Raw genomic sequence first — 24722 nt, 5'->3', positions numbered from 1 at the left:
TGGTTATAGTGAAGACACAAATTGGGAAACCAAAATAACTACGGTAACCTATAATGGAACAAGTCTGACTGAAACAACAGATTATACATTAAATACTGTACCAAATACCATAACATTAAAACCAGGAGGAGGAAATTCAGCCTTACAAGCAGCAGGAACAGCAGATTTAACCATTTCAGCTACAGGTTATGGCGACGCTTCTGTTTCGCAAAGTATAGGTCATGGTTCAGCTACCCAGATTGTGATGGTAACTCAGCCAACTGCCCCAATTGTAAATGGAGGACTCTTGGGTACTCAGCCAGTTATTAAGCTTCAGGATCAATATAATAATGATTGTACTTCGGATAATTCTACATCGATAACTGTAGGTAAAGGGGATGCTGGAAATTGGACATTGGGTGGTGATTTAACTGCTAGTGTAAGTTCGGGGACACATTCTTATACCAACCTAACAGCAAGTAGTAACGAAACTGTCTCAGGTGCATTCCTTTCATTTACTAGTACTGGTTTAACAAGTGCAAATTCATCTACATTTAGTTTAGGGTTAAACAGCCCGCCATCAAATTTAGCAGCAGACATTAATGCAAATGTTGATGGGGATTTTACAATCACCTTTACGGATATTGATGGATGGCAATCTAAAATTAGTGGTATTACTTATAATGGTGTTACTGTTGATGCACTTGCATATGAAACTGGAACTTCTGGAGAAATTGTGTTTACACCTTCTTCATCTGTTGCATTACAAACAGCCGGAACTGCAAATTTAATTATTACAGCAAATGGATTTAGTGATGCTACCATATCTCAGACAATTGCACATGGAGTAGCTAATAAATTAGCAATAGCGACTCAACCTGGAGCTCCTTCTGCTAATGGAGGAGATCTAAATCCACAGCCTGTTATTGAAATTTTAGATCAATACGATAATGTTTGCACATCTGATGGGAGTAGGGAGGTTACTGCGGCTAAAGGAGATGCAGGAAATTGGACTTTGGGTGGAACCTTAAATCAAAATGCCAATTCCGGAACTATCACATTCTTCGGTCTTAATGCTAGTAGCAACGAGGAGATAACTGGTGCAAATATTAGTTTTTCATCAACTGGTTTAACGGGAGTAACATCTTCGAATTTCAATTTGGGCTTAAATGTGGCTCCGGATCTTATTGCAGCTATGGGAGCAACTGTTGATGGAATTTTTGAAATCTCATATATTGAAAATGTAGATTGGGAATCGAATATCAATAGCATAACTTTTGATGGAAATACTGTTCCTACTGGTGTTTATGGTGTGAATTCCACAAGCAATAAGATTACTTTTGATCCTTCGGTAGATGCTGTACTACAAATAGCAAAAACAGCAGATATAGTTATTTTTGTTGATGGTTATAATAATGCAATCGTTTCTCAAACCTTAGGACATGGGGCTGCAAATAAATTAGTAATGAATACCCAACCCGTTGCACCTGCAAGCAATGGTGATCTATTTCAAACACAACCTGTGGTTAGTGTTCAGGATCAATATAATAATATTTGTACGAGCAATAGCTCAATAACAGTCTCCGCAGTAGAAAATGATCCTCCTTCCTGGGATTTGCAAGGGACTTTAAGCGGAACAGTCGCATCAGGAATTCTGACTTTTACTGATTTGACTGCATCTAGCACTCAGGTTGTGAATGGTGCGTTTATCTCCTTCTCTTCATCCGGATTGACTGGAGTGAATTCTTCTACTTTCAATTTGGGATTGAATTCTCCACCGGATCTAACTGCTGCAAGTGGAGCTACTGTTGATGCTTCGTTTATAGTGACTTTTACAGATTCTCAATCGTGGCAAAGCAAAATATCGAGTATAACTTATAATGGAAATACCGTTGATGCAGGTGCATACAATACAAGTGTGACTAATCAAATAACTTTTGATCCGTCACAATCTACTGAATTACAGACATCGGGAACTGCAGATTTTGTTTTCGTTTCGTCAGGTTTTAATGATAAGGTATTGTCTCAGACAATTGGTCATGGATCCCCAGCTTCAATTAGTATTGTAACACAACCAACAGCACCTAGTAGTAATGGTGGATTGTTGGCTTCTCAACCAGAGATTAGTAGTCTGGATCAGTATGGAAATGCCTGTACAACTGATAACGCAACAACAATATCAGTATCTAAAGGTGATGCCGGTAGTTGGACTTTAGGTGGTTCTCCTAATCAAACAGTGGTGGGAGGAGTTTTTACCTATACAGACTTATCTGCTTCTAGTGCGGAGGCTGTGACTGGTGCATATCTTACATTTACATCAGGAAGTTTTACTGCTTTAGACTCTGATCCTTTTGATATATCTGTCAATGGGACACCATCTATTACCGCGGCTACCAATGCAACGGTTGATAACGATTTCCAGATTAGTTTTACAGATGATGGTACATGGAGAGGTAATATAAGTGAAATTCAATATGGAGGTTCAGCACTTCCTGTTGCTGCTTATGATGCAGGTAGTGTAGGAGTAATTGTCTTTAAACCTTCCCAATCAGCAATATTACAAGCTGCCGGAACACAAGATTTAACGATTGTTTCCAGTGGATATTCCAATGCTGTTGTATCGCAACAAATTGGACATGGAAATTTAACAGAATTTGTGATTGCCACTCAACCTGTTGGACCATCAAGTAATGGAGCATTATTAGCCACTCAACCGGTAATTCAATTACACGATCAGTATGCAAATATATGTACAACGGATAATGTTACAGAAATCACTGCCACAGCTTCTGGTGGTAGTTGGACCTTGGAGGGAACAAGACAACTAAGCTCCTCAGCAGGAGTTATTAATTATACGGATTTAACTGCGCGTAGCGATGCGGAAATTACAACTGCAACCATTACATTTTCTAGTCCGTTATTAACAGATAAGGTGTCAAATGCTTTTACTATTCCGGCACTTGATGCGTCGCCACAATTATTGGCTTCGAGTAATGCCACAGTAGATGGTAGTTTTGAAATAACTTTTACACCAAATTCTTCCTGGCAATTGGCTATCGATTCAATAACCTATGGTGGAAATTTAATTTCATCTGCGGCTATTGATGATACACAATCGGGGAAATTAATATTCGACCCAGCCCAGGATACTGATCTGCAAAAATCAGGTACAAAGGATATAGTAGTATACTCTCTTGGATATAGTAATGCAAGTGTATCTCAGGAAATTAAGCATGGTGCTGCATCTGTGATGGCGATTGTTCTTCAACCATCTGCTCCGGTAGAAAATGGAGGATTACTGGCCAATCAACCGGCTATTACTTTACGTGACCAATATGCGAATGATTGTACAAGTGAAAATATGATAGAAATAATCGCAGCAAAAGGAGATACAAATAATTGGACACTAGGGGGAATAAGCACCTTGCAAGTGACTAATGGATCTGCTAGTTATACGGATTTGACAGCTTCTAGTCAAGCCGCAGTAACCGGTGCCTTTATTAGTTTTTCAGCTAATGGTTTAACTACAGTTAATTCAAATACTTTTGATATTCCTGATCTTTCGGCTGCACCTGTCTTAACTTCGGCTGCTAATGCAAATGTTGATTCCGATTTTGAATTAACTTTTACAGATAACATTGATTGGCGAACAAATATTACGGAGATAAAATATGGAACAGAAGTTTTAGGAACAGCTGCATATGATGCTAGCATAGCTGGTAAAATAATTTTAAAACCTTCGCAATCTACTGCTCTTCAAACTGCAGCGAATAACTATATATATATAACATCTACATCATTTTTAAAGGATTCTGTACAGCAACAAATTACTCATGGAGCAGCAAAAAGTATTGTTATCAATACCCAACCTATGGGACCAGATGCTAATGGTGACCTGCTTCAGACACAGCCAATTGTAAAATTGCAGGATCAATATCTAAATGATTGTACGACTGATAATTCAGTCACCATTGAAGCAAATGCAACAGGAGGGACCTGGTTTTTAGAAGGAAGTAATTCTCTAGTGGTAACAAATGGTGTTGCAGAATATACCGATCTTACTGCCAGAAGTCTAGGTATGGTATCTGACGCAACAATTACATTTTCTGGTACAGGACTAACAAGCCAGGAGTCTAATTCTTTCTTTATTCCAGCCCCTCTTATTGCTCCTTCACTAATTGCATCTACCACAGCAACTGTGGATTCTTTATTTGACGTTACATTTTCTGATAATGCAAATTGGCAAGGTAAAATAGATTCTATTTCATATGGTGGAACCTTATTAAGCGCGACATCCTATGATAAGAGTCAGTCTGGAAAAATTGTGTTTGATCCTTCAAAGGATTCAGAAATGCAAGTCGTGGCAACCAAAGAAATATTGGTTTATTCCCGCGGATTTGAAAATGCAAGTGTTAATCAGGAAATAAAGCACGGAGTACCCGATACTTTATTTATTGAAACGCAACCTACTGCTCCTTTAATTAATGGTGGAGAATTGGATCTTCAGCCAAAGATTTCTGTCAACGATCAGTATGGAAATGCCTGTAATACTGAGAATACTTATCAGGTAACAGTATCAAAAGGGGATGCTGGTACGTGGACGCTTGGTGGAAGTGTAAGCCAGGCAGTAAGTTCGGGAGTGATCAATTACCGAGATCTTACGGCGTCAAGTGAAAATGCAGTAACGGGTGCCTTCCTAAGTTTTTCAGGTATTGGAATCACGACTGTCAATTCAGATACTTTTGATATTCCTGATTTAAAAAATCCACCTAATTTGAGTCCGGCCTTCAATGTTACAGTCGATGCAGATTTCTCTATTAATTATTTTGATATGGATTCTACGTGGGGTTCAAGTATTACCTCAATAACCTATCAAGGAGATGTTCTATCCTCAAATTCGTATGATATAGAAACGGATAATATTGTATTTCATATTGCACAAGATACCTTACTCCAGAAAGCAGGTACTTTTGAAGTTATTGTATATGCAAAAGGCTATCGTAATGCAAGTTTTAGCCAGGAAGTAGGTCACGGAGTTGTTGCCAGAATGGAAATAACTCAACAACCAACTTCACCTGTATCTAATGGTGATTTATTGGCCCAACAACCAGCTTTAAGATTCTTAGATCAATACGATAATATTTGTACAACAGAGAATGATAAATCTGTAATAGCATCGAAGAACGATATTGGCGAGTGGAATATAAACGGTACTTTAGAATTAGTGGCAGAAAATGGTTTGGTAACTTTTACTGATTTGTCTGCTTATTCAACCGGACCAATAACAGGTGCTGAAATTAATTTTAGCTCTACTGATATCGATTCAGTAATTTCAGATTCTTTTGATATACCAGATGTATCAACACCTCCTGCATTAACAGCAGCAGTTGATGCAAGCGTGGATAATTCCTTTAAAATTACCTTTACAGAGGATTCTGTTTGGAGAAATCGTATCAACCGAATTACGGTGAACGATAGTTTATTGCTTGCCGAGAGTTACAATTATAGCCAGGCAGGTGAATTGGAGTTGATTCCATCGGCAAGTAAATTCCTTCAAAAAAGCGGAAGTTTTCAGATTATTGTAGAATCGCGTGGTTACGCTCATGATACCATTCAGCAGGATATTCAGCATGGTATTGCAGATAGTTTGATTGTATTAACACAGCCAATCGGACCTGAAAATAATGGTGAAACTTTGGCTCAGCAGCCGGACTTAAAGCTCGTCGATCAATATTTGAATGATTGTATATCAGATCAACTTAGCCAGGTTTCTGTTGAAAAACAGGATAATAAATCTTGGGAACTGACGGGGACACTGCAATTAAAGGCAATCGATGGGAAAGTTTCCTTTACGGATTTGGTAGCAACAAGTGAAATTGCTATTGATTCAGCTTATTTGCAATTTTATTTTGATAGAGATTCTGTTATTTCGAATCTTTTTAGCATTCCTATTCCTGTAATCGAATTGACAGCAGCTACAGATGTAACTGTGGATAATCAATTCACAATACAGTCAAGTGATAATGCTAGTTGGAGAGATTCTATTTCAGCCATTACTTTTGCGGGAGAAACTCTTGCTGATACCTCCTATTTGGTTGAAGCGGGGAGTATTACCTTTTATCCGGAGAGAGACTCTCTTTTACAAATTGCACGAACCGACACAATCGTTGTAATTGCAAATGCTTATGCAGATGCTTCAGTTGAGCAGGAAATTGGCCATGGAGTAGCTACCGAAATGGTAGTTGTGGATCAGCCAATAGGGCCTGAGATAAATGGAGACACACTTGTTCAACAACCAGGATTGCAACTGAAAGATCAGTATGAAAATAATTGTGAAACTGATAATTTAACTGTAATAAGTGTTTCAAAATATTCCGATAATTCGGAAAATGATGTGGCAGACTTGTGGGATTTGGGTGGATTAAAATCTATAACCGCTTCAGCAGGTTTAGTAAAATTCACCAATCTTACTGCTACTAGTGAAAATTACGTTGAAGGAGTAAGATTATTGTTTACTTCAGATAGTTTACCAAAGGTAGTATCAGATAGCTTTAATATTGTGATTCCCGTTCCGCCTGAGATAACTCCAGCTTCTGATGCTACGGTAGACGATAGCTTTTTTGTGACCTTTACAGATAATAAAACCTGGCGTTCGTTGATTTACGATATTAAGTATGGAATTAGAAGTTTAGAAGGGAATTATGATCTCTCCGAACCTGGAAAAATTACTTTTGATCCAAGTGTTACTTCTATTCTCCAAAAGTACGGCGTAGACTCTATGTACATTTATTCCGGCAAATACGATACTGTACGATTCGAACAGCCAATTCTTCATGGAAAACCAAAATATATGGTGATTACCAAAGAACCATCTGCGCCAGTTACAAATGGAGATGTATTGATACGGCAACCTCAGCTAATCTTGCAGGATCAATATCGCAACAACTGCGATACCGATAATGGAACTCCGGTTGCTGTGAAACGTGGGGATGTCGGGGTATGGACACTAGATGGTACTTTAACACAGATGTCGGAAGATGGAGAGGTGAAATTTATCGATTTAACAGCAACAAGTGAAATGGAAATTGAAGGAGCTAAACTCGAGTTCGAAGGAACAGGATTAATCTCCAAACAATCGAAAACATTTACAATTCCTGAACCTAAAACTAATAGGGCAGGGCAGGCAAATGCAAATCCGGAATTAGTTTGCTATGGCTCGAAATCAAATATTGTACTTATCGGATTTGATGGTGAGGTTCAGTGGCAAAAATACAATGAATTAGATGATGTTTACGAAGATATTATCGGAGAAAATTCAGAATTATATGTGACAGATGTAATTGTGAAAAATGAAAAATATCGTGCTGTTGTTTCCAAGTCCGGATTCACAACTCAATATTCCAATGCAGTAACAGTTAGCTCGATGGAAGCGCCAATTGCGGATTTTACTTTTGATATTGATTATAATGAAGTGCAATTCACAAATTTAAGTACAAATGCAACTTCCATTGTTTGGGATTTTGGTGATGGTATTATTAGTAGTGAATTTGAACCAAGTCATTCCTTTGTACTGGATAATTCTAACGGTAGTGGATATATTGTTACACTTACAGCCTCCAATGAAGCATGTCCTGATAGTGAAAAAGCTCAACAAATATTTATTACTACCGGTATTGATGATTTTATAGAGAAGCGTGGAATAGCTGTTTATCCAAATCCTAGCAGGGGTGAATTCTTCATAGAAGTTGCTTCGGTAAATCAGGATGGATTGCTTCGGATTTTCGATCAATCGGGTAAAGTAGTTGCTACGAGAAATATTCAGAGAAGCTTTTCGGATAGTAGAATAGAATTTGATTTAAAAGGATTACCTGGCGGTCTTTATTTCTTAACTATCCAGTATCCTGATAAGGTAATTAAAGCAAAATTGATTATTCAATGATGATAGGTGTGCAGCGACTTTATTTGTTGAAGTATGCAAAACTTTTAAATATCAAAATGATTCGAGGTCAATGCATTCGTGTATTAAAAGATTCGCTAATCGGGAAAACAAGAAGCAGCTTGCAGGTACAAATTCCCTCTTTAGATAAAGTTTGCTGCAGGCTGCAGGAACAAATACCTGACAAGGAATTCCTTGCTGCAAGTTGCAGGAGCAAATTCCTTTGGCGGGGAAAGCTTGTCGCGAGCTCGTATTGGGAATACCCGGGGTGGGGAAATGTTGTCGCGAGCTCGTATCAACCATCCCCGATGTGGGGAAATGCTGTCGCAAGCTCGTAATGAAATTTAGATAGAATAAAAAAAGAGCTTTCCAGTTTTTGGAAAGCTCTTTTTTATTATTGAGTATTGGCTTATTCAAATTCAGCCAAGGTTTTTTTGATAATATCAATAGACTCTCTTAGTTGTGCCTCGTTGATTGTCAATGGAGGAGCAAATCGAATGATATGATTGTGAGTAGGTTTTGCAAGAAGACCATTGTCTCTTAATTTTAGGCAAACATCCCAGGCAGTCTTACCATTTTTAGGTTTAATAACGATAGCATTTAGCAATCCTTTTCCGCGAACCAATTCAATCATGTCAGATTTAACAGCTTGTAGTTCAGAACGGAAAATTTTACCCATAGCTTCAGCATTTTCGGCAAGTTTTTCATCCTTAATTACATCAAGAGCAGCCATGGCAACAGCACATGCTAATGGATTTCCACCAAAAGTAGAACCGTGTTCGCCTGGCTTAATGCAAAGCATGATCTCATCATCAGCAAGTACTGCGGAAACTGGAACTACTCCACCAGAAATAGCTTTTCCTAAAATTAATACATCAGGACGCACACCTTCATGATCAACAGCAAGTAATTTTCCTGTTCTGGCAATACCTGTTTGAACTTCATCAGCTACAAACAATACATTCTTTGCTTTACACAAATCATATGCTTTCTTCAAAAATCCATCTTCTGGGACGTAAACGCCAGCTTCACCTTGAATAGGTTCAACAAGGAAAGCACAAACATTAGGATCTTGCAACTCTTTAGCCAATGCTTCTGTATCGTTATATGGAATTGTTACAAAACCAGGAGTATAAGGTCCGAATCCTTTATAAGAATCTGGATCTGTTGACATGGAAATAATTGTGATGGTACGACCGTGGAAGTTTCCGTCACATACAATGATTTTTGCTTCGTTCTCAGGAATACCTTTTACATCGTATCCCCAACGGCGAACCAATTTAAGTGCAGTTTCATCAGCTTCTGCACCAGTATTCATTGGTAATACTTTATCGTAGCCAAAATACTTGGTTACATATTCCTCGTATTTACCTAGGTTGTTGCTATAAAATGCACGTGAAGTAAGCGTTAAATTTTGTGCTTGATCTACTAATGCTTTTACAATCTTTGGATGACAGTGTCCTTGATTTACAGCAGAATATGCCGAAAGGAAATCGAAATATCTTTTTCCGTCGGTATCCCATACATATACACCTTCTCCTTTTTCCAACACTACTGGAAGTGGATGATAATTATGAGCTCCAAAATTAGCTTCCTTAGCCATGTAATCCTTTGCAGTCATTGTCGCAGTACTTGTCATAACTAGAATATTTAAATGATTTATAATTCAGGATTTTTTCCTTGAAATTCTGTATGCCAATTTTGCGAATATTTTTTGAATAATCAATGGGTTTGATGAAAAAAAGGATAAAATATTTTCAACTAAAATAAAAGCTGAGTTTTATCATAAGGCCTTTGGTTGATTTTTAATTTCCTTATGATTAAAAAATTAAGATGAACTTATTTGCTATCCCAATAAATTAGGGCAAATATTTAGACATGGCCAGCAAAAGATCACTCTTGTGAAATGGTTTAGCTAGATGTTCAGAACAGCCAGCGGTAAGAGATTTTTCCTTGTCACCTTCAAGCGCATACGCTGTTTGCGCAATTATCGTTAGGTTAGGTCGCTTCTCTTTAATTCTTTTTGCAGCCTCTAATCCATTGATGTGCGGTAAATTAATATCCATGAGAACTAAATTTATTTCTGCATGATTCATACAGGCTTTCACAACATCTGATCCTGTTTGAGCCCAGATAATATTAATATTAGTTCTTTGTAAGTATGCTTCGAGTATTTTGTAATTTGTCAATTGATCTTCGGCTATAACAACCGTGTAATTCTCCCAATTATATATTTCCGGTGTAGGATTAACGTCATCCTGAGAATTGACTCTAATAACATTAGGGATACTGAAGTTAATTGTAGTGCCGACGTCACTTTCAGATACCATCCAGATTTTGCCACTCAATAGTTCAATTTCTAAACGAGAAATATACAATCCTAATCCGGTGCCGCTAAAATTTTTATTGTAATTTTCTTCAACCTGTCTAAATCGCTGAAAAATCTTGTTTTTAAAGGCATTAGGTATTCCTGGTCCCGTATCTGTAATCGAAAATTGAATAGTATGATTGAGTATTTTGTACGAACAGGTAATACTACCGGCTTCGGTAAATTTTATTGAGTTGTGCAGTATATTTTGCAGTATACTCCTAATTTTTATTTGGTCTGATTTGATTATTGCCAAAGAATCTTCTAAATCGCATGAGAAATTGAGTTTTAAGTGCTCTTTCTTCATATTTTTCATGTTAATCAAACAGTTAGACTGAATGTCTGAGAGCAATTTATTTATATTAAAGTTTCGTTTAACTGGCTTTGCAGTTCTACTTTCAAGCATTGATACTTTTAATAGATTCTCGATGATTTTGAGTAAATGCAAGCCAGAACTCTTAATTTGTCTTGCATATTTAGGAACGCAACCATTCAAGTTATCTGTTTCTAAAAGTTCAGAGAAACCAATAATTGAATTTAAAGGAGTTCGTAACTCATGACTCATATTTGCTAAAAATGAATTTTTTAGATTTTCTGCTTCAAGTGCTTTATTCCAGGCTTTTGCAATCTCAAATTCTTTAATTTTTATATCCGTAATATCTTGAAAAAGAACTTCTTCTCTCAGTTGACTATTGTCGTTATTATCAACTTCACCAGTAATTCGTCCCAGTCTCAATTCACCATTTTTATAGAATCTAAATTCAATTTCAATGGCTTGGCTTTTCATTTGGTGTAGTGACTCTTCGAAGAATTCCAAGTCTTCAGGATGAATATGTTTGAAAAGCAATTTGCGTGACGGTGTAAATTCTTGAATTTGATAGCCTAAAATTTTAAAACATACATCAGACCACCACATATTTTTCTCATCATAGATGTAAATCCAATATCCAATTCCAGCGATGCTCTGGATTTTTTCTAATTGTTTTAAATTAGTAGCTGTATCTAGTTTCATTTTGTGTGTGCTGGATTAGTTGTGTATGTTAATTAGTGGAAAAGTAAAAGATAGATTAGTAAGTTTATATGTATTACGTAGTAATTAGCTTATGGTTACTTAGTGGTGGATTGTGATTCTATCTTTTGAACTACACTTTCTGCTAAATATAAAAGGAGACCAAGAAACAGGAAGTATACCCAATATTCATCCACCTCTTCTTTTTCGTGAAAAGATTCAGATTGTTTCATTTTATCCACAGAAATAATTGATAATTTATTTTCTGATCTTGAAATTTTAGTTTCTAACTGCTCCGAATTATAAAAGTTAAGACTTGATTCTTGACGGGAATAATTGAATGAACATGGATACAAAACGCTATCATTTTTAGTGATATTATAATTTCCTGCAAATTTGATTTGATTTCTGGGATGAAGAATAAAGCCATTATCAAAGTGATTGATTTGCTCAGGAATTATATCTGTTTTTAAGGATCTATTAATAATATGTAGAGGCGTATCATCAATATTTTGGTTCTTTTGGTTGATGTGGATTGATGAATTTTTCCCCAATGTATAGTATAAGGGGCTTCTATTACCACTACGAGCTATATTGATAAGAGTGGGTATCAAAATGGGATGTGTTACCAAATTAGTCCAACCGTTATTTAAATTCATACTCATTTGGTATAATGAGCCTTTGCCGTAATTAACCCTTGAGAATAAGGTTTCGCTACCTGCGGTTTTCCAGATCACCTCGACCAGATTATTTGTCGATGGTTTAAATGTATAGTATTTGTAAATATCAGGAAACCTAGCATTATCAGTGATTTCTTCGAATACATCTTTATATATCTCAGATTTAAATTCAATATCTGACAATCGCTGTTTGCTTATTTTAATTTCATCAAATTGCAGTGCCGAAATCTTTTTGAGAAATTGATTAATGGACGCACTCATTTTTATGGCAGGAAGAATCAGAACATTGCCTCCCTTTAATAAATAATTATTTAACTGTTGCTGAACTACACTCTCAATACTCTCTAATTCATTCAGAATTATGAGTTGGTAATCATCCAAATTAAGACTAAATGTTTTTGAGGACTCAATATTTTGCAAGGTGAAATGCTTCGATGAGTGAAAAAGTTTACTAATATATTGATTTGGTTCTACACCATTAATAGCGAGAATTTTGGTTTTAGTCTTAATAGAATAGGAAAAGTATAGCGTATTATCGAAGGTGATAGGGAAATCTTTGATTTCTACCTTAGCAGAATAATTTCCAATAGCGCGAGGCAAGAAGTGTAGTTTAACCACTTGATTTGAATGAGGCTGTATCTCAAAGTTCGTAGTCGATTTGATGTTATTATTAATACTTAATTGAATTGGAATCTTGCTATAATCCTGATTTGAATTATTTTCGATTTTCACATTAAGGGATTGTTGCTCATTGATATTAAGGTTCGGTTTATCGAGCCAGCAACTGTCCAGAAATAAATTCTGAGTTGATTCTACTTTAATCGGAATCAAATTAACAGATAGAGTACTGTCTAATTGTATATTTTCAAAATCGGACTGGCTTTTTTGAAAGTCTGAAAAGATATAGTACTTGGTATTTTTAGCTTGATCCAATTGAAGTTTTTGTAAATATTTAGACAATTTGACTGATCTTGGAGAAGTTTGAATCGCTTGTATTCTCTCAATTGCCTGATTTTTCTGAAAAGACTCTGATAAATGAGAAATATCCTGCGTGTAAACCTTAAAAGCAGTATTATAGGGCATAGAATTAATTAAAGTAATAGCTAAGTTTTTAGCAACTTCCAAGGCAATCCCTTTTTCTGTTTCAGCATTCATACTAAACGAATTATCTATGTAGATGCAAATTGGATTCTGATCGAAAGGATTTAATTCAGCTCTGTGGGTATTAGTGAGGTACGGTTGAGCAAAAGCGATAATAAGTGCAGCTAGAGCAAGTAGGCGTAATAGAAGTATTAACCATTTTTTGATTTTTGATTTTCGTTTGTGTTCGGTATTTAGTTGCTTTAAAAATTTTAGATTGCTGAAATAAACTTTTTCGAATCGCTTAAAATTAAATAAGTGTATGATTATAGGAATAAGCAAAGCTATTAATACCCATAAAAAGTTGGGATGCAAAAAATGGAATGACATGAGTTGTGTTTTAATCAGTAAACGAAAATAGATAAAATACCTTTTGTGTGTTCTGTTTTCTAGAATTTAGCACTTAGCTTCAAATTTAATTTACGCGACGTAAGATAGTTTGGAATTGCATACTGATTTCCTGAAATATCTTTAATCCATAAATAAGAAACTGTATTATTTATATCCAGAACATTAAATATTTCTAAACTAAGCCACATAGATTTAACCTTCCGTAATATGGTTGATCTTGATTTTTGATTTTCTCCGATTAATATTTTTGAAAATCCCAGATCTATACGGCGATAATTTGGCATTCTGAAATTATCACCATTTTTACCTGTTTTAGGGCTCCAAACTGGTAATTTCCCTCCATATACCAGACTTAAATGCATTTTATAGCTTGGATTATTGGGTAAGTAATCTTGAAAGAACATTGTGAAATTAATTCTTTCATCAGTCGGTCGGGGAATATATCCCTTATTATCTCCTGGAATATTTTCTTGGGTTCTCATCAGAGAAAGACTTGCCCAAGATTCTGTTCCCGGCACAAATTCTCCATTTATTCTTAGATCTAAACCCGCGGCATAACCTTTCGATTTTAAATCGCCATAATAACGAATTCTCAAATTTTCAATATCATAGGGTGTGATGGATCGCAAATCTTTGTAATATAATTCAGAGGTGAATTTAAAAGGTCTATTCCATGCTTTGAAAATATATTCCTGACCTAAAACGTAATGAACTGATTTTTGAAATTGTATTTTATCACTGATTTTTCCATCAATTTTCAACATCTCCCTATAGGAAGGAACTTGTTGATATAATCCAGCTGATATTCGGAATTTAACCTTATTTCTCCAATCGGGAATAAAATAAATGGATGCACGAGGAGATAAGAAATTCATTTGGTTGTAATCCCAGTAATGATACCTCAATCCTACAGTAACTTGATATTGAGCCTTACGGTTGTTGAATATCCAACTTGCCTGTGTGAATGATGATAGGTGTTTACTATCAACATGGTTATTTGCATTTCGGGTATACGAGAGCTCAACCTTAGATTTTGAATAAGGAATAGCATAGCCCGCAGAATCCTGATATTGCCATTCATTTATACGATCATTTACCTGCTCACTTTTTCCCTTAATGCCCCATTGTAAAAATAATTTGCCAATTTGGTGATCACCTCTAAATTTGAGCTCAAATTCTTCCTTTTTTAATTTATTTCGTGCATGATCGATAAAAGTACCAATTCCCAAATTTTGAATGCTTTCATTAGTCCTGCCTCCCTGTGAAATGAATAAATCGCTTAGGAAATATTGTCCCAATATATCAAAATTCTCTACCTCTTTTGTATTATTCCTACTTGCTGTAAAACGAATGATAGAGTTTAAGTTAGGTCGATATTTTAAAGTTATAGCTTCAATATCGGTATGATATTCATCTTTCTCTTCACCTTCGAAAAATACCTTTAGCTGCAATGCATCGCTTATGGTGCCAAAGGAAGTTGTGCGATTTTCTGGCTGAAAATTATATTGATTCTTACTGATACTACCCCAAAAATGAATGCTAATTTTCTGGTTTAATTGATAGTTTATTAAAGTTTGAAAATCTGTGTATACTGGCTGGTAATTTCCTTTTGTATCTAATGAATTAAGCAAATAGCGATTTGATTTGTATCGAAAACCTGTTAAATACGATAATTTTCGATTTTTACTGATGTTCTCGAGGTGAGCGGAGCCTCCAAGTAGACTGGCATTAACGCTTCCCGCAAATTCAGATGGCTTTTTATATTTTACATCCAATACAGAGGAAAGTTTATCTCCGTATTTGGCATCGAAACCTCCAGATGAAAATTGAACAGAAGATACCAGATCCGAATTAATAATACTTAATCCTTCCTGTTGGCCTGAACGAACTAAAGTTGGTCTGTGAATTTCCACACCATCAATATAAACCAGGTTTTCATCGAAATTTCCACCTCGAACTGAATATTGAGAACTCAATTCATTATTAGAACTGACTCCAGGAAGTGTTTTAATAATCTGTTCTACTGTACCATTACTACTAACCGGAACTTGATCGAGTTGTTTTGTATCAATTGCAATATTTTTTTGCCTAATTAATTCTTTTGAGTTGACAGTTATTTCACGAAGCCTTTCACTTTTAGGCTCAAGTATTGGATTATAACTTGTCAGGTCTTCTTTCGAGATGTTTAGATCTTTAGAGAATGGTTTATAACTAACATGAGTAATAACGAGTGTAAAGGTTTTGTCGATAGGTACACTTAAACTATAATTACCATTTATGTCGCTAATACTAATTTCGGATTGCTTATTAATTTTTATATGTGCTCCTGAAATTACTTCATCACTTGTGCTTCTTATCTTTCCATGAAGCGTTGTTGTTTGTTGGGCTGACGCAAGCAATGGAAAGCAAAGGGAGAGGAGAATAACAATACGGCAATATGCTTGAATCATAATAGAGAGTATGCTTTTAATTTAAGGCTTAGTGAGTTTGTATTTCTATGATGAACCCAATATACGAAGCAATTCCTAGTATATAAAAAGCTTTGCATAAAATTTAAATTTATCGTCATTTTAGTAATTTTCGAGTTTCCTCTTTTATCTTTATAGTCTTAATAACCTAATTCTCTAATCTATGTATAAATTAAAAGGTTACGTCGTATTTCTTTTCTGTTTAACTCTGATTTTAATCTCTGTTTACTCGTGTAAAAAACAATCATTGGAAGAAAAAGCAATAAAAATTCACAATCATGCTTTCACAATTGATACTCATGTAGATACTCCTTATCATCTATTAGATTCATCATTTGATATTGGAGTCTATCATAAATTTGAAAATGGAAGAAGCAGAGTTGATTTTCCAAGAATGAAAGCCGGAGGTTTAGATGGTATATTTTTCGCGGCTTTTACATCTCAGCGTCAGCGTACATCAGAAAATATTCTAGCTGCCCGTTCAAAAGCAAATGAATTGATTGATTCTACTTATGCAGCCTGTAAACGATATGAAAATCTTGCTGAAATTGCGATTTCTGTTGAAGATGGATATCGTATTGAAAAATTGGGTAAGCGTGCAATTTATATTGGAATGGAAAATGGATTTCCTCTGGGAAAAGATTTATCAGAGGTTGAAGCATTTTATAATAAGGGTGTGCGCTATATAACATTGTGTCATACTTCAAATAATGATATTTGCGATTCATCCACGGATGAGAAAGGTGCAGAATTTAACGGATTAAGTAGTTTTGGTGAACAGGTTGTTCGGGAAATGAATCGACTGGGAATATTGGTTGATGTTTCACACATTTCAGACAGCTCATTTTATGACGTTTTAAATATTACAAAAACTCCAGTTATTGCCTCTCATTCCTGTTCACGCGCCATTTGTGATAATCCAAGAAATTTATCGGATGATATGTTGTTAGCATTGGCTAAGAATGGTGGAGTAGTTCAGATGTGTATTTTAGATGACTACGTGAAAGCTCCGGATACAACAACACTTCGTTACCACAAGGAGAAAGAATTAAGAAATAGGTATCGAAAAGCAGCCCAAATATCAAAAGAAGAAGAAGTAAAACTATGGGCAGAATGGAGGCAATTGCAATTGGATTATCCGAAAGAGAAACCAACAGTTGCTGACGCAATAGATCATATCGATCATATGGTAAAATTAATTGGAATTGATCATGTGGGAATTGGAACCGATTTTGACGGTGGAGGAGGATTAAAGGATTGTGAGGATGCAAGTCAAATGAAGAACATAACAATGGAATTATTGAGAAGGAATTATTCTGAAGAAGATATTGTAAAAATTTGGGGAGGTAATTTTATGCGGGTATTTTCTCAGGTTGAAAAATATGTTACTGAAAAGAAAGACCTGTAAAATTGGGTGTTTTGCAACAAGTTTTTATTTCTGGTCATTTTATACCTTTATCCATTGAATTATAAAATTGTAGAAAGTGAAGAAACTACTGGTGATAAGTCGGAAAAATGAAGCTCGTTCACAAATGGCTGAGAAATGGTTTAAATACTATGGAAAAAATCATTTAAAGGTATGGAGTGGTGGTTTAGAAAAGGGCAACATCCAATTGTTGGCACAAAAAGCAATGACGGAAGCAGTTATGGATATTCCAGATTATAAAGCTAAGTTATTTTCGGAATTAGAAGAGGATAAATTCGATTTTGTAATTTGCTTTGATAAAAGTATAGTTGACGAATTACCTAAGTTTTCTGGAACTCCAGAGATTGTATCATTTGATACTCCCGATCCTTCGGAAGTTGAAGGAGAGGAGCTTGTGCGTTTGCAAGCGTATAATGCTGTTTGTAACGTTATCGAAGATCTGTGTTTTGCATTCGTTCAGGAAAAATTTCAAATTATATCGTAAATTTAATTGATTATATTGATAAGTAGTTGTGGCTAATTATTTGTCAGTAGCAAAAATTTAAATTACTATTATTATTTATTCTACGGGATTCAATATTTGAATCCCGTTTTGTTTTGTCGCCTTTGTTTATAGAAAATAGTGTTGGTTTAGACTTAAGCTCTGATGTTGGAGTATTTTGTTAATATGTAAATAACAATACAATTTCATCTGGTGTAAGTGTTTGATTTATTTTAATATGAATAGATAGTATTACTTGCTTTTATACTTGACAAGTGCACTAATAATTTGTAATTTTAGTATAGACTAAAAAAGGTAAATATCTGTTAATTAAAATTGTATGACTAACCAAATGCCCCCAAATTAAGCTGTTTATTAATTTTTAATTGTGCAAAATATAACTCTCACAAACCTACCATTTATTAGTAAATCAGTTCTAATTAATTAAAAATCTATTCAATTAAAGGGAGACGAAAATGAAAAAAAACGTTGGAGTATGGTTAGATACCGAAAAAGCCTACATTATCACTCTTGAAAATGGGAAAAGCCAAGTGGAAAAAGTTAGTTCAGATGTGGAAACACGAGTTCGCTTTAAGGGTGAAACAAAAGCCTATTCACGAATGGGAAATCAGTATATTAATCCAGCAAAGAGGGTAACACATCGGCGGCGTCATCAATTCAAAAATTATTTTGAGAATATAACAGAGTGTTTGACTGATGTAGATGAAGTATATCTTTTTGGTCCAGCTGAAACCAAAGTGCATCTGGCAAAACACTTAAGTAAAGATGTTAATTTGAAAAACAGAATACGAAAAATTGAGTCAGAGGATCAGCTATCAGAAAAACAGATGATTGCTTGTGTGAAACAAGTATTCGAAAAGGAAGACATCAAAGTGAATGCTCGGATTCGACATTAGAATTTTATATGTGGTTATTTTATAAATAGATTTATCCCACAAAATAAACTCGTTCCCATTATTGAATTTCAATTCGTAATAATTTTAGGAATAGAATTCATGACGGGAACTTTTTATTTTCAATTATCTTTTCTACTTAAAAAGTGTTAAATATGATCCAACAATTAGAAATTCAATTGCCCGCCTACCCAAGAGGATATCATGTAATTGATTCAGTACTTGCAGAGTATCTGCCAGAATTACCCAAAACAGGCTTGATTCATTTTTTCATACAACATACTTCGGCAGCACTTAGCATAAATGAAAATGCAGATCCTTCGGTAAGGGATGATTTTGAGGAAGTCCTAAATCATTTAATTCCGGAAAATGAAGAATATTACACACATGTATTAGAAGGTTTGGACGACATGCCAGCTCACATTAAATCATCTTTATTAGGATCTGAGCTTACAATCCCAATAACAAATTATAAAATTAATTTAGGGATGTGGCAGGGAATTTATCTATGTGAATTTCGCAATAGAGGTAGTAGGAGAAAAATTATAGTGACGATTTATTCTTGATTTCGCAGGAAAGTTTCACTGTATGATAATATTGCATTGGGTTTTAATATTCTTCTGGATCAAGCCGAAAATTTGGGGAGAATAATAAAGGCTTTATCTTTACTGTCTTATTTAATTAAGATATGACCGACACCACACACTATGAAAGCCTAGTTCGCTTTTTGTTACCTTCAGATTTACTGTAATCAGCAACTTTAAAGGAATTCTTACTACTCCTTCCTTGTGCAGAAACAGCTCCAAGCATTTTGAGATCCCTTTTCCTTGTGCAGAAACAACTCCACGCATTTTGAGATCTCTTTTCTTTGTGCGAGGATTGTTTTAGATGTATAGTTTTAATTGGTGGCAGACAGCTGAATCACGAATTCCAATCATGATCATATTCTCAGTGCATCCTGAATTATTTTGAAAACCGAACAAGCAATGCTTCTGCTGAATCTTTTAACGCCAAAATAAAAGCCTTTAGAGCTACGCTCAGAGGTGTGAGAGATATTCCTTTCTTTTTATTCAGATTAGCTAATATTTATGTCTGAAATTTTAATCCCCAGTAATTCGGTTTGATCCATTCTTATTGGTCTGAATACAAAAGTAAAAGCCCCATCGGGGCTTTTATTATATAGAGTTTGTTTTTTCTTTCAACCAGTTTTTATGCTTTTCGTCCAATTCTGGAGACAAGCTATCAAATACTTTTTTGTGATAAGTATTTAGCCAGTTTTTTTCTTCTGATGTTAGCATTTCTACAATTATTCCTTTGGTGTCGAAATAACAAAGGGTAATTGTTTCGAATTCCAGAAAATCACCAAATGGAGTAGATTCACTTTTTTTGCACAAAATTAGGTTCTCGTGTCTGATTCCGTATTTCCCTGGTCGATACAAAGCTGGTTCATCTGAAGTAACCATTCCTGGAAGAATTGCCTGCTCTTTTAACTCTTGACGAATACTTTGAGGACCTTCATGCACATTCAAAAAACAACCTACACCATGGCCGGTTCCGTGGCCGTAATTGCGACCATGTTTCCATAAATCCATCCTTGCAAGTGCGTCAATATTACATCCCCTCGTTCCTAAAGGAAATTTTGCCATCGCAAGTTGCATCATACCTTTCAATACTAATGTATAATCTATTTTTGCTTCTTTATCGAGCTCTCCTAATGGAATTGTTCTAGTGATATCCGTGGTTCCATCAATATATTGTCCTCCAGAGTCAATTAGAAGAATACCTTCTTTTTTAATAGTAACATTAGATTCCTGTGTGGTTGAATAATGAGGTTCTGCACCATGTTTCTTATATCCGCATATAGTTCCAAAACTTTCATCTTTAAAAGCATCTTGTTTGGCTCTAAAATCATAAACTTTATTCATCAGACTTAGCTCGGTCATTTCTTCTTTGCCCAGATTCTGTTCCAACCAAAAAAAGAATTGAGTGAGAGCTATACCATCTTTCTTCATGGCATTCTTTATCCCTTCAATTTCTACATCATTTTTGATACTTTTTAAAAGTTGTGAAGGATTTTCATTTTCAATGATATTCGCCGTTATAGAATTAAATGCCATTAGATTGGTTCTCGAAACATCTAAAAGCACATTTACCGAACCGGGTAATTTATTTAAATCATTGAATATTTGTTGATAATTAGAAATGAAAATATTATCCTTCTCCAGATCTTTAATAAAGTCAGAGGATAATTGATCAATGTTTAAATAAAGTTTGGCTGATTCTGTTCCAATTATTGCATACGAAAGAGCTAAAGGATTATAGGCAACATCAAGTCCCCTGATATTAAAGATCCAGGCGATATCATCCAGACTGCCAACAAAATGATAGTTACATTCATTGGCTTTCATGATTTTGCGCAATTCAGTGAGTTTTTCACCTCTTGATTTTCCTGCAAATTTAATATTCTGATCAAAAATTGCTTTTTCAGGTAGAGGTGAACGATCTAACCAGATTTCATCTATTAAATCAAATTCATAAATAATATGAACACCTAGATTCCCTAGACTTTGTTTTAAATCTCTGGTTTGAGCTACAGAGAAGCAAGTGCCATCAAAGCCAACTTTTGCATCTACTTCAAGTTCTTTTGAAAGCCATTCAAAGGAGGTAGGTGTATTAGAAGTGCCCATTTTGAATAAATCAATGCCAGAACCAGCTAGTTGATTTTCTGCTTGAATAAAATACCTGGAATCTGTCCACAAACCTGCTTTTTCATTCGTGACAACAACAGTTCCAGCAGATCCGGTAAATCCTGATATCCACTCTCTGGAGATCCATCTCGACGGAACATATTCACTCATATGCGGATCAGAACTGGTAATAATGTATGCATTAATGCCTTTTTTTTGCATTAAATTACGCAAAGCGCTTATTTTTTCAGAAACAGTCATGTTTTGGATTTGTTATTATTGAAAGCATAAAAATACAATAAATATAGGGCAAAGAGATAGTTTTGAATATGAAAAAATTCATCTTCAGCGCCTATATCATTTTTGTTATTGCCTTTTTATTATGCATAAAAAAATCCCATCTGCAAGTGCAAGAATGGGATTTATAAAGGTTGGGTATTGCTATTTTAAACTCACATTACCGTATTGGCTATGAATTCTCACTTTACTTTCTGATTCATTATTGCTTCCAACCAAGACTTTAAGTGAGGTTTCAGAATTATTTACAATTTTTTCAATTACCTGTGCATTTTCAGGGTAACTAATTCCACAATATTTAGTTTCAGCTTCAAGCGAATAGGAGGCTCCGTCTTCAATTAATATTTTGCTGGCAACATACTGATTATCTACCTTTATAGATTTGAAGTTCTTAGATACATGATCAATAAGGCAATTTCCATAGCGAAGGTTTAATTCCAGGTCATTATTTACATTTTCCACCTTAAAATCAGAATATTGGCCCATATTCACAATAAATGTGTTAGTATTAACAATACTAAAAGCATCGTATTTGGAATCGGCGATTAGAGTTTCATTGTTATCTAGATGAAGTTTAGAATAACGACTTAAAACTACTAGGGTATTACTTTGTCCAATATTCATTTTAGAATATTTTAAGGTTAATTTGGTACGGTTGCATTCTTCTATGGTTGCCTTTGCATAGGATAGTTTAATTTCACTTACTGGTTTTTCTTCGGGATAAAGAAACTTTTCCCCATGCAAATTCCCATAGCTAAGATTTATATTTGCCTTTTCACGAATTGTCTTAATGTAAATGTTGCCAAATTTATTGGTTATGTCCAGATGTACATATTCTGGCATAAAAACTTCATAATCGATTTGAAATTTTTTTCCAGTTTTAAATTTTGGTGAAATTTTTGTTTTCGCAGTAATAATATTGCCGGATTTGTTAATGTTAATATCTATATTACTAAAAAGAAATTTAGCTTTTTCTTCACTTGTGGTTTCTATTGTAATAATAACTTGAACAGAAACCGAATCTTTCTCCCAGTTTTTAATAGCAATATCACCATATTTGTTGCTTATATTTAATTCAGTTCCGATTGTAGAAGTATAAATTTCCTTAATTTCTTTTTCATAGTCATCCATAGCATAACTTGTACCAGAAATGCTAAGAAGAAAGATTAATAGAAAGGCTGCAAGATTAAATTTAAGTATTTTCATCATGGTCTATATTTTTGGTAATTCTTATTTTTCGTAAATAAATGTGAGTTAAGATTACAATTGAAAGTAAATCTAACTCACTATACAGATACATTTAAATTTGATTTAGTTTGTTTTCTAATTTGATATAATTGTTCTATAATTTTATTTAAAACACTGGTTTTAACTTGATAATATTCAATCATTGCTTCAATAATTCTGTCATCATCAGGATGAAGTTGCAATTCCTTTTTTAATTGAGAATAACGCATATCCATATCATTCAGTTCTTCTGAAAGTATTTGTTGCTGCGCGATATTACTAAAATCCCCCAGTTTTCTGATCATGTTTATCTGGCTGTTGATATTCGATGTATAGAAAAGCTCAACTTCTCGATACTCAGGGGATACATTTCCTAACCCAATTTCATGAGTCTGAATCTTTCGAATTTGATATCCGGTAAGTCCAGAGAGCAACACAAAAGTAATAATTACAGCCACCTTTAAAAAGTTAGGTAATCTTCTATTCTTCTTGCAAATCAATTTTTGTTTAAAATTCTCAAAATGACTTTCAGATGGTTCAAAATCATCGAATGTACCCTGATGTTCCCTAATAATTTTTTCTAAATCATTCATACGTAAATAATTCAAATACTCATTGTCGTATGTGCTCTATACTATCATATTTATTAGTTTCGCCAATTAGTAAATATTTATAAAAGGCAGTTGCAATAATAGTGAGAGATTGGTTCATAGTAATTTTTTGTTTTTCTTTTCTTGTAAAATCTGAATTAATTTTTTCTTAGCTCTCAGATATTGAGATCTGGAAGTAGAAGCACTAATTCCTAAGATCTTTGCAATTTCTTCATGATCGTAACCTTCGATTAAATATAAATTCAAAGTTATTCTATAACCTGTTGATAGCAGATTTATTCCATTTTTTAATACTTCGATTTGTTCCTTTGTATCTTCAATATCATATTGCTCATTATCATTGGATAATTTGTATAATTCCTCGTTCAGCGGGAATAGTTCTAGTTTTTTCTTTTTTAAGTAATCCAATGAACGGTTGATAACAATTCTTTTCAACCAAGCTCCAAAGCTAACTTTACCTTTGTATTTACGGATATTTTTGAAAGCTGCTAAGAATGCCTCCTGCATAATATCTTCGGCCTCATGAGGATCTTTTATAATCCGTAGGGATGTGTTATACATCGCTTTGTAGTATAACTCGTAAATTTTAAACTGAGCAATAGAATCGTTTTTTCTACATTGCTCAATTAGCTTATGATGAATGTTGTGATACAAGGGGCTCATTAATCTATTTCTATTTTAATGACGAACATGCTAACAGAGTGTTGCATGGCTTTGGAGCAATAACAACAAAATTTCCTTTAAGGTTAATGAAGATATGGCTACTTTATTCATTTCCAAAATATTAATTAGGATTCAGTATGTAAAAAGTAATTTTCGTTAGTGTTTATAAAAAACCACCGAACCGAATTCGGTGGTTTTTGTGATCCCTCTGGGGTTCGAACCCAGGACCCCAACATTAAAAGTGTTGTGCTCTGCCAGCTGAGCTAAGGAATCAGTCGTTCTAAATTACTAAAATTTTAAATCTAAAAAAACAAAAGAGATGTATTCTTAGTAAGTCAATCAATAGCGTCCTAAACGATTAAAAAGAGAGAAAGAATTTAAGTATCTCAAATTATCTTTGAGTTGCACAACAAAAAAAACTTTCTCTCATGACAAATTTAAATTTATTCTCTCAAATCATATCCAAATTGGATAGAACTTGTTTT

The 24722-nt window shown here is 34.6% G+C and carries 14 protein-coding genes and 1 tRNA gene; 6 read left to right on the top strand and 9 right to left on the bottom strand.

What is annotated here, in order from left to right; translation table 11 throughout:
• Positions 1-7918, top strand: a 7918-nt coding sequence (locus DLK05_RS15585; protein WP_127344936.1) for a hemoblobin-interacting domain-containing protein, incomplete at its 5' end; no start/stop codon positions are given.
• 406 nt (positions 7919-8324) lie between these two features.
• Here the strand turns inward: DLK05_RS15585 and rocD are convergent.
• The 4 genes from rocD to DLK05_RS15565 all read right to left on the bottom strand — a co-directional run bounded on the left by rocD (position 8325) and on the right by DLK05_RS15565 (position 15913).
• A complete protein-coding gene (rocD, locus tag DLK05_RS15580) occupies positions 8325-9554 on the bottom strand; it encodes an ornithine--oxo-acid transaminase (RefSeq protein ID WP_317126943.1) in 1230 nt (409 codons plus the stop codon).
• Positions 9555-9774: 220 nt separating this feature from the next.
• A complete protein-coding gene (locus tag DLK05_RS15575; RefSeq protein WP_127344935.1) occupies positions 9775-11295 on the bottom strand; it encodes an ATP-binding response regulator in 1521 nt (506 codons plus the stop codon).
• A 95-nt stretch (positions 11296-11390) separates the two neighbouring features.
• Positions 11391-13442 carry a BatA domain-containing protein gene (locus DLK05_RS15570; RefSeq protein ID WP_127344934.1) on the bottom strand — a complete coding sequence of 684 codons (2052 nt, stop codon included), beginning with the start codon at positions 13440-13442 and terminating at the stop codon, positions 11391-11393.
• Positions 13443-13501: 59 nt separating this feature from the next.
• The gene (locus tag DLK05_RS15565; RefSeq protein WP_127344933.1) at positions 13502-15913 is read right to left on the bottom strand and encodes a TonB-dependent receptor; all 2412 of its coding nucleotides are present in this window, start codon (positions 15911-15913) and stop codon (positions 13502-13504) included.
• Between the two features lie 181 nt (positions 15914-16094).
• Here DLK05_RS15565 and DLK05_RS15560 point away from each other — a divergent pair, with 181 nt between their 5' ends.
• The 5 genes from DLK05_RS15560 to DLK05_RS15540 all read left to right on the top strand — a co-directional run bounded on the left by DLK05_RS15560 (position 16095) and on the right by DLK05_RS15540 (position 19848).
• Positions 16095-17339 (top strand): dipeptidase, encoded by a 1245-nt coding sequence (locus DLK05_RS15560; RefSeq protein ID WP_127344932.1) that lies wholly within the window; start codon positions 16095-16097, stop codon positions 17337-17339.
• 76 nt (positions 17340-17415) lie between these two features.
• Positions 17416-17841, top strand: coding sequence for an arsenate reductase/protein-tyrosine-phosphatase family protein (locus tag DLK05_RS15555; RefSeq protein WP_127344931.1), 426 nt, complete (start codon positions 17416-17418; stop codon positions 17839-17841).
• A 473-nt stretch (positions 17842-18314) separates the two neighbouring features.
• Positions 18315-18755, top strand: coding sequence for a hypothetical protein (locus DLK05_RS15550; protein ID WP_127344930.1), 441 nt, complete (start codon positions 18315-18317; stop codon positions 18753-18755).
• Between the two features lie 152 nt (positions 18756-18907).
• Positions 18908-19318 carry a secondary thiamine-phosphate synthase enzyme YjbQ gene (locus DLK05_RS15545; RefSeq protein WP_127344929.1) on the top strand — a complete coding sequence of 137 codons (411 nt, stop codon included), beginning with the start codon at positions 18908-18910 and terminating at the stop codon, positions 19316-19318.
• A 389-nt stretch (positions 19319-19707) separates the two neighbouring features.
• Positions 19708-19848 carry a transposase gene (locus DLK05_RS15540; protein WP_369073579.1) on the top strand — a complete coding sequence of 47 codons (141 nt, stop codon included), beginning with the start codon at positions 19708-19710 and terminating at the stop codon, positions 19846-19848.
• A gap of 79 nt (positions 19849-19927) precedes the next feature.
• Here the strand turns inward: DLK05_RS15540 and DLK05_RS15535 are convergent, their stop codons facing one another.
• The 5 genes from DLK05_RS15535 to DLK05_RS15515 form a co-directional block, all read right to left on the bottom strand.
• A complete protein-coding gene (locus DLK05_RS15535) occupies positions 19928-21700 on the bottom strand; it encodes an aminopeptidase P family protein (protein ID WP_127344928.1) in 1773 nt (590 codons plus the stop codon).
• 180 nt (positions 21701-21880) lie between these two features.
• Entirely contained in the window at positions 21881-22942 is a 1062-nt protein-coding gene (locus tag DLK05_RS15530; protein WP_148114111.1) for a hypothetical protein, read from the bottom strand.
• 80 nt (positions 22943-23022) lie between these two features.
• Positions 23023-23556, bottom strand: a complete 534-nt coding sequence (locus tag DLK05_RS15525) for a hypothetical protein (protein ID WP_127344926.1) — start codon at positions 23554-23556, stop codon at positions 23023-23025.
• Between the two features lie 114 nt (positions 23557-23670).
• Positions 23671-24237, bottom strand: a complete 567-nt coding sequence (locus tag DLK05_RS15520) for an RNA polymerase sigma factor (protein WP_127344925.1) — start codon at positions 24235-24237, stop codon at positions 23671-23673.
• 200 nt (positions 24238-24437) lie between these two features.
• A tRNA-Lys gene (locus tag DLK05_RS15515) sits at positions 24438-24510 on the bottom strand.
• Positions 24511-24722: the final 212 nt, after the last annotated feature.

This window comes from Ancylomarina longa, assembly GCF_003996985.1.
Taxonomy (GTDB): Bacteria; Bacteroidota; Bacteroidia; order Bacteroidales; family Marinifilaceae; genus Ancylomarina_A; species Ancylomarina_A longa.
This window is presented reverse-complemented; position numbering and strand designations above follow the sequence as displayed.

Coding starts and splice junctions, on each gene's coding strand:
- DLK05_RS15520 (WP_127344925.1), bottom strand. CDS start 24,237: ATGAGCCCCTTGTATCACAACATTCATCATAAGCTAATTGAGCAATGT.
- DLK05_RS15530 (WP_148114111.1), bottom strand. CDS start 22,942: ATGAAAATACTTAAATTTAATCTTGCAGCCTTTCTATTAATCTTTCTT.
- DLK05_RS15550 (WP_127344930.1), top strand. CDS start 18,315: ATGAAAAAAAACGTTGGAGTATGGTTAGATACCGAAAAAGCCTACATT.
- DLK05_RS15575 (WP_127344935.1), bottom strand. CDS start 11,295: ATGAAACTAGATACAGCTACTAATTTAAAACAATTAGAAAAAATCCAG.
- DLK05_RS15565 (WP_127344933.1), bottom strand. CDS start 15,913: ATGATTCAAGCATATTGCCGTATTGTTATTCTCCTCTCCCTTTGCTTT.
- DLK05_RS15560 (WP_127344932.1), top strand. CDS start 16,095: ATGTATAAATTAAAAGGTTACGTCGTATTTCTTTTCTGTTTAACTCTG.
- DLK05_RS15525 (WP_127344926.1), bottom strand. CDS start 23,556: ATGAATGATTTAGAAAAAATTATTAGGGAACATCAGGGTACATTCGAT.
- DLK05_RS15570 (WP_127344934.1), bottom strand. CDS start 13,442: ATGTCATTCCATTTTTTGCATCCCAACTTTTTATGGGTATTAATAGCT.
- DLK05_RS15535 (WP_127344928.1), bottom strand. CDS start 21,700: ATGACTGTTTCTGAAAAAATAAGCGCTTTGCGTAATTTAATGCAAAAA.
- rocD (WP_317126943.1), bottom strand. CDS start 9,554: ATGACAAGTACTGCGACAATGACTGCAAAGGATTACATGGCTAAGGAA.
- DLK05_RS15545 (WP_127344929.1), top strand. CDS start 18,908: ATGATCCAACAATTAGAAATTCAATTGCCCGCCTACCCAAGAGGATAT.